8 protein-coding genes and 1 pseudogene are annotated in these 5,783 nt (G+C 29.8%); 7 read left to right on the forward strand and 2 right to left on the reverse strand.

Translation table 11 applies throughout. From position 1 onward, the window contains the following. The 5 genes from VK998_RS09605 to nagA all read left to right on the forward strand — a co-directional run. Positions 1 to 224 (forward strand): PTS sugar transporter subunit IIB (locus VK998_RS09605; RefSeq protein WP_325227913.1); only part of this gene is annotated, 224 nt, incomplete at its 5' end. 19 nt (positions 225 to 243) lie between these two features. After that, positions 244 to 966 (forward strand): SIS domain-containing protein, encoded by a 723-nt coding sequence (locus VK998_RS09610; protein ID WP_325227914.1) that lies wholly within the window; start codon positions 244 to 246, stop codon positions 964 to 966. A gap of 87 nt (positions 967 to 1,053) precedes the next feature. Further along, on the forward strand, positions 1,054 to 1,542 hold the full coding sequence (locus VK998_RS09615; RefSeq protein ID WP_325227915.1) for a PTS sugar transporter subunit IIA: 489 nt from the start codon (positions 1,054 to 1,056) through the stop codon (positions 1,540 to 1,542). 35 nt (positions 1,543 to 1,577) lie between these two features. Further along, positions 1,578 to 2,312 (forward strand): glucosamine-6-phosphate deaminase, encoded by a 735-nt coding sequence (gene nagB / locus VK998_RS09620; RefSeq protein ID WP_325227916.1) that lies wholly within the window; start codon positions 1,578 to 1,580, stop codon positions 2,310 to 2,312. A 12-nt stretch (positions 2,313 to 2,324) separates the two neighbouring features. Beyond that, the gene (gene nagA / locus VK998_RS09625; protein ID WP_325227917.1) at positions 2,325 to 3,494 is read left to right on the forward strand and encodes an N-acetylglucosamine-6-phosphate deacetylase; all 1,170 of its coding nucleotides are present in this window, start codon (positions 2,325 to 2,327) and stop codon (positions 3,492 to 3,494) included. 68 nt (positions 3,495 to 3,562) lie between these two features. Here nagA and VK998_RS09630 read toward each other — a convergent pair whose 3' ends face one another. Next, complete coding sequence (locus tag VK998_RS09630; RefSeq protein ID WP_325227918.1) at positions 3,563 to 3,973, reverse strand: helix-turn-helix domain-containing protein; 411 nt, start codon at positions 3,971 to 3,973, stop codon at positions 3,563 to 3,565. 149 nt (positions 3,974 to 4,122) lie between these two features. On the opposite strand from VK998_RS09630, the gene VK998_RS09635 reads away from it, so the two are divergent. Both VK998_RS09635 and VK998_RS09640 read left to right on the forward strand, forming a co-directional pair. Continuing rightward, on the forward strand, positions 4,123 to 4,302 hold the full coding sequence (locus tag VK998_RS09635; RefSeq protein ID WP_325227919.1) for a hypothetical protein: 180 nt from the start codon (positions 4,123 to 4,125) through the stop codon (positions 4,300 to 4,302). A gap of 100 nt (positions 4,303 to 4,402) precedes the next feature. Then, on the forward strand, positions 4,403 to 5,287 hold the full coding sequence (locus VK998_RS09640; RefSeq protein WP_325227920.1) for a J domain-containing protein: 885 nt from the start codon (positions 4,403 to 4,405) through the stop codon (positions 5,285 to 5,287). A gap of 58 nt (positions 5,288 to 5,345) precedes the next feature. Here VK998_RS09640 and VK998_RS09645 read toward each other — a convergent pair. Continuing rightward, positions 5,346 to 5,783: pseudogene (locus VK998_RS09645) on the reverse strand (ABC1 kinase family protein); the annotation flags it as partial.

A 5,783-nucleotide genomic window follows, 5' to 3' on the forward strand; every position in this document is an offset into this window, starting at 1 on the left:
AAAAATATATAGAGTATCTAGGTGGGAAAGAAAACTTAGAGGTTGTTGAAGCTTGTATTACTCGTTTACGTTTAAAACTAAAAGATTCAAGTTTAATAAATGAAAAAGGGTTAAAAAGCTTAGGTTCTGCAGGCGTTTTAAAAGTGGGAAGTAGTATTCAAGTTATAGTAGGAACAAAAGCAGAACAAATAGCTGAAGATATTAAAAAAGAAATGAAAAGATAAATAAAATGGAGGTATTAACATGTCAAGTTTAAATTATATTGATGAAGTACAAAAATTAATAAGTAATATCAAGGAATCACAAAAGGATAATATTAAAAAGGCAGCAGAAGTATTTGCTGAAACAATAAAAAAGGATAAAATAATTCATGTATTTGGTACAGGCCATTCTCATATGATAGGAATAGAAATGTTTGTACGAGCTGGAGGATTAGCCAATGTTGAAGCAATGCTAGATAATACCATATTGACTAACTTTGGAGCTATGAAAGGTGGAGAAATAGAAAGACTAAGTGGTCTAGCAGAAGTAATCTGGAATGATTATGAAATCAATGAGGGAGATATTATGGTAATAGTATCTAACTCAGGAAGAAATGCAGTGCCAGTAGAAATGGCAATGTTAGCTAAAGAAAAAGGAATATATGTAATAGCTTTAACTTCATTAAATCATTCACAAAGCGTAGAATCAAGACATGAAAGTGGCAAAAGATTATTTGAATTAGCAGATCTAGTAATAGACAACTGTGCTCCAAAAGGAGATGGATTATTAGACTTTGATGGAGTACAATCAGGTGCTAGTTCAACTATAGCAGGATCTCTTATAGTAAATTCTATAGTTACTGAAACTTTAAGTATATTAGCAAAAGAAGGACAAAAATTACCTGTATATGTTAGTCAAAATGTAGACGGATATAATAATGATCATATATATGAAAAATATAAAAACAGAATTAAACATATCTAAATGAAGTAACCATTTTAACCCAAGGTCTGGACTTTTAGTTCAATCCTTGGGTTATAAAAAAGATTTTAAATTAGAGGATGATATCTTATGCTAAGATTTTTTACTAACAATAAATTGACAATAAAGGCTCCTATAGCTGGAATAGTTTCAGAGCTAAAAGAAGTACCAGATGATGTTTTTGCTCAAAAGATTATTGGAGATGGAATTGCAATAGAACCAACAGATAATATATTATATTCACCGGTAAAAGGAGAAATAGTGCAGATATTTCCTACCCTTCATGCCATAGGTATAGAAACTAAAGAAGGAATTGAAATATTAATTCATCTAGGAATAGATACAGTTGAATTAAAAGGCGAAGGTTTTACTTCCTTTGTAGAAAAAGGGCAGAATATAAATGTAGGTGATAAATTACTAGAAATTGATTGGGACTATATTAAAGACAAGGTTCCATCTATATTGACGCCTATAATTATTACCAATATGGATAAAGTGGATAAAATGAAAATATTAAAATTAGGAGAAATAAAAGCAAAAGAAGATTTGTTATCTATAAATATTAAGAAATTCAAGTGACATTTTGGGTAAATATATCTATAGGAGGAATTTAAATGGAAATTTTAGTTGAAAAAGATTATAAGAACATGAGCAAAAAAGCTGCTTTTTTAATTAGGGAAGCAATTAAAGAAAAACCAGATTTAATATTAGGTTTAGCCACAGGGAGCACTCCTATTGGGACCTATGAAGAATTAATAAGAATGCATAAGGAAGAAGGTTTGGATTTTTCAAAAGTGACAACTTTTAACTTAGATGAATACTATGGCTTATCTCCAGAAGATAGCCAAAGTTATAGATATTTTATGGAGGATACTTTATTTAAACATATAAATATAAAAAAAGAAAACACCCATGTTCCTGATGGATTAGTTAAAGAACCCAATGAATATGGTAAAATATATGATAAAATGATAGAAGAACAAGGCGGCATAGATATACAAATATTAGGTATAGGAAGAAATGGCCATATAGCTTTTAATGAACCAGATGATGAATTAATACTTTCTACTCATTTAACAGGTTTAACTGAAGATACTATAGAGGCTAATTCAAGGTTTTTTGATTCCATAGATAAAGTTCCTACAACAGCTATAACCATGGGATTAGGAACGATAATGAAGGCAAAAAAGATAATCCTTATGGCAAATGGAAAGAATAAGACAGAAATAATGGGAGAATTACTCAAAGGAGAAAAAGTAAGTACAAAATTACCAGCCTCATTATTACTATTACATCCAGATGTAACAATAATAATGGACGAAGAAGCAGCAGAATTATATAAAAAATAGAGGTGTTATTGAATGAAAATTTTAATTAAAAATGCAAATATTATTACCCCTTATGAAGTAAAAAGAGGTAGTAGTTTAGTCGTTGAAAATGGTAAGATTTCAAATATATTGAATGGAGAAATATCAAAGGAAGAATCCTATGATAAGGTGATAAATGCAGAAGGGAAATATTTATCACCAGGATTTATAGACCTTCATAATCATGGAAACTTTGGACATGATGCTATGGAGGGAACTTATGAAGCTTTAGACATTATGGCAGACTTTCATATTAAAAATGGAGTAACATCCTATTTAGCAACAACAATGACTGAAGAAGAAAGCAAAATAGAAAAAGCTGTAAAAAACATTGGAGAATATGTTACTAATGGCAGCAAGACTTCTGAAACAAAAGCTCAAGTATTAGGAATATATTTAGAAGGTCCTTATTTTTCCATGGAAAAGAAAGGAGCTCAACCACCTCAATATATAAAGAATCCAGATTTAGATGAGATAAAAAACCTTATAGAACTTTCAAAAGATACTATTAAAGTAGTAGCCTTGGCTCCTGAAATTGAAGGAGCAAAAGAAGCAGTTAAGTATTTAAAAGAAAAGGGAATAACCATATCAGCAGGTCATACCAATGCAACTTTTGATGAAGCAAAGGCAGGCATAGATTTAGGCATAACACAAGCAACTCATCTTTATAATGGTATGAGAGCTTACTCCCATAGGGAACCAGGCGTAATAGGAGCAGTATTAACAGATGAAAGGGTAGCCTGTGAAATGATATGTGATGGAATTCATCTACATGTAGGGGCTATGGATTTAGCAGTAAAAATGAAAGGCAAAGATGGCATTATATTAATATCCGATGCCATGATGGCAACAGGCCTTAAAGATGGCAAATACGAACTTGGCGGACAAGACGTATATGTAAAAGAAGGGGCAGCAAGATTAGAAGATGGAACTTTAGCAGGCTCAACTCTTACATTAAACAAAGCAGTTTATAATATGGTTTATATGGTCAATATACCCCTTGAAGACGCAGTAAGAATGGCAAGTTTAAATGCTGCTAGGGCAATCGGAGTTGACCATAGAAAAGGAAGTATAGAAATAGGAAAAGATGCAGATTTAATAATATTTGATGAAAATATAAATATTTCTCAAGCTCTAGTTAGAGGTGAAATTAGAGATTTTTAGCAATGTAATGAATAAAAAATCCTTTTTATGATAATCATAAAAAGGATTTTTTATGTATCACTAAAAGATTATTTCACTAGATAAGGAAGGATTAATTTAGTTATATCTTTTATTAAAGCTATTTCTTTTTCAGAGCAGCGAACTAAGATAGAAAGCAATTCTTGTAGATTGTCATCGGGAGTTTGATTATAATTTTCATCAATAGTTTCAAATACAGAAAAATATTTATTCTTTTCTAGTTTTTCAGTATATATATTAGAGCCATATAATAGATAGTCAACAGATATATGTAGAGTATTAGCGATTTTTACTAAAGTATCTACACTCATCTTCCTATCCCCACGTTCAATTTGACCTATGTAAAATGTTGATAGCTCAACAATTTCTGCAAATTTTTCCCTTGTCAAATTTAATTTTTCTCTTTCCAATCTTATTCTTGAACCTATTTCTTTAAAATTTAAGTTTTCTTTATTAGTCATCATGTCACTCCCTTATATTAACTTTATTATTTTATTCCTTATAACTAAATTAGCCAATGGCATAAAATAATATTTGCCAATTTGCATAAAAAATATTATGCTATTAAATAAGATTAAATAATTTTGAACTTAAGGGGAGGGAAAGCAATTTGATTTTCAGAATTAATAGGTTGAGAAATCTATTAGATGAAGAATTAAATGCAAAAGAAGTTGATTGGGAGAAAATAGAGGAATTAAGCAAAGAATTAGATTTATTATTGTTAGAGTATTGGGATATGGAAGGTTGTGGATTAAAGAAGAATAAAACTAAAAAAGAAACTAGTCTTTAAAGACTAGTTTCTTTTTTAGTATATTGATTTTTAGAGAAAAAATGATTATAATAAATACAAAAGTCAAGGAAGGTCAAATTTGTTTTAGAGGTGATAGTTTATGGAATATAAGGATTATTATGATATATTAGGAGTAGATAAAAATGCAAGTATAGATGAAATAAAAAAAGCTTATAGGAAATTAGCAAAAAAATATCATCCTGATTTAAATCAAGGAAATAAAAAAGCTCAAGAAAAGTTTAAAGATATAAATGAAGCCTATGAGGTATTGGGAGATAAATCCAAAAGGAAAAAATATGATACTTTTGGTAATGGATATAATTTTAGTCATGGCCAAAACTTTGACCCCTCCCAATATGGATTTGGAAACTTTGGCAATGGAGGATATACTTATTCTACTAAAGGCACAGGAAGAGGCTTTAGCGATTTTTTCAACATGTTTTTTGGTGGTAGAGGATTTGAAGGAAAAGATATATTTGGCAGAAGACATGCTACTCAGAAATATGAATTTGAAATCAATATAACCTTAGAAGAAGGATATAAAGGGACTACTAAGAATTTATCCCTTAGAATTGGAAATGAAACCAAATCTTTGTCGGTAAAAGTACCTAAAGGGATATTGCCCGGGAAAAAAATAAAGATTAAAGGCGAAAAAGCAGGAATTAATGGAGATATATATTTAAAAGTAAATTTTATTAAAGATGAAAGTTTAAAATTAGAAGGGATAGATATATATAAAAGGATAGATATATATCCTTGGGAAGCAGCTTTGGGAACTACAGTAGTGGTAGAGACTTTAGAAGATAAAATAAAAATTAAGGTTCCAGAAAATATGGAAGGTGGCAAAAAAATACGAATACCCAAAAAGGGCTATAAAGATATGAAGGGAAATATAGGGGATTTATATGTAGAAATCAACATAGTAAATCCACCTAAATTAACAAAGAAGCAAAGAAAACTATATGAACAATTAATGGATAGTTAAATTAAGAGTCAAGGGGCAAAGGGCAATTGAAAAAATTTGCGTTGTGAACTATAAAATATCATAGTTTTCCCGATCTAATTATTGAAATCAACAACAGCAACCCAGCCAATCCTGCCCCTAAATATCCAACAATTCCTATGGAGGAAATGCCGTATATTTTCAAGCCAACATTGGCATTTATAACTAAAGAAGAACTTACCAATAATCCTGCAACTATTATGGCAAATATAAGCCTATTGACCATTCTATTTAATTCACTAAAATGTTGTTCAATATCTTTAAGGCCTAAATTCAATTTCAATCTTCCTTCTAATCCAGCGTTCATAATATCTAAAGCTTTGTTGGATAATTGGAAAGTAGATTTAATTGAAGAATATAAAATTGCTGCTATTTCTGTTAAGTTTAGGTTATTAAGTTTTTTCTTTATCATTTGCTCTTTAAAATATGGGATAGCTATATCCATCAAAGTTAAATTCTTATCAATATTAGCCAATAC

The sequence above is a fragment of the Schnuerera sp. genome (genome assembly GCF_035459645.1).
GTDB lineage: Bacteria > Bacillota > Clostridia > Tissierellales > Tepidimicrobiaceae > Schnuerera.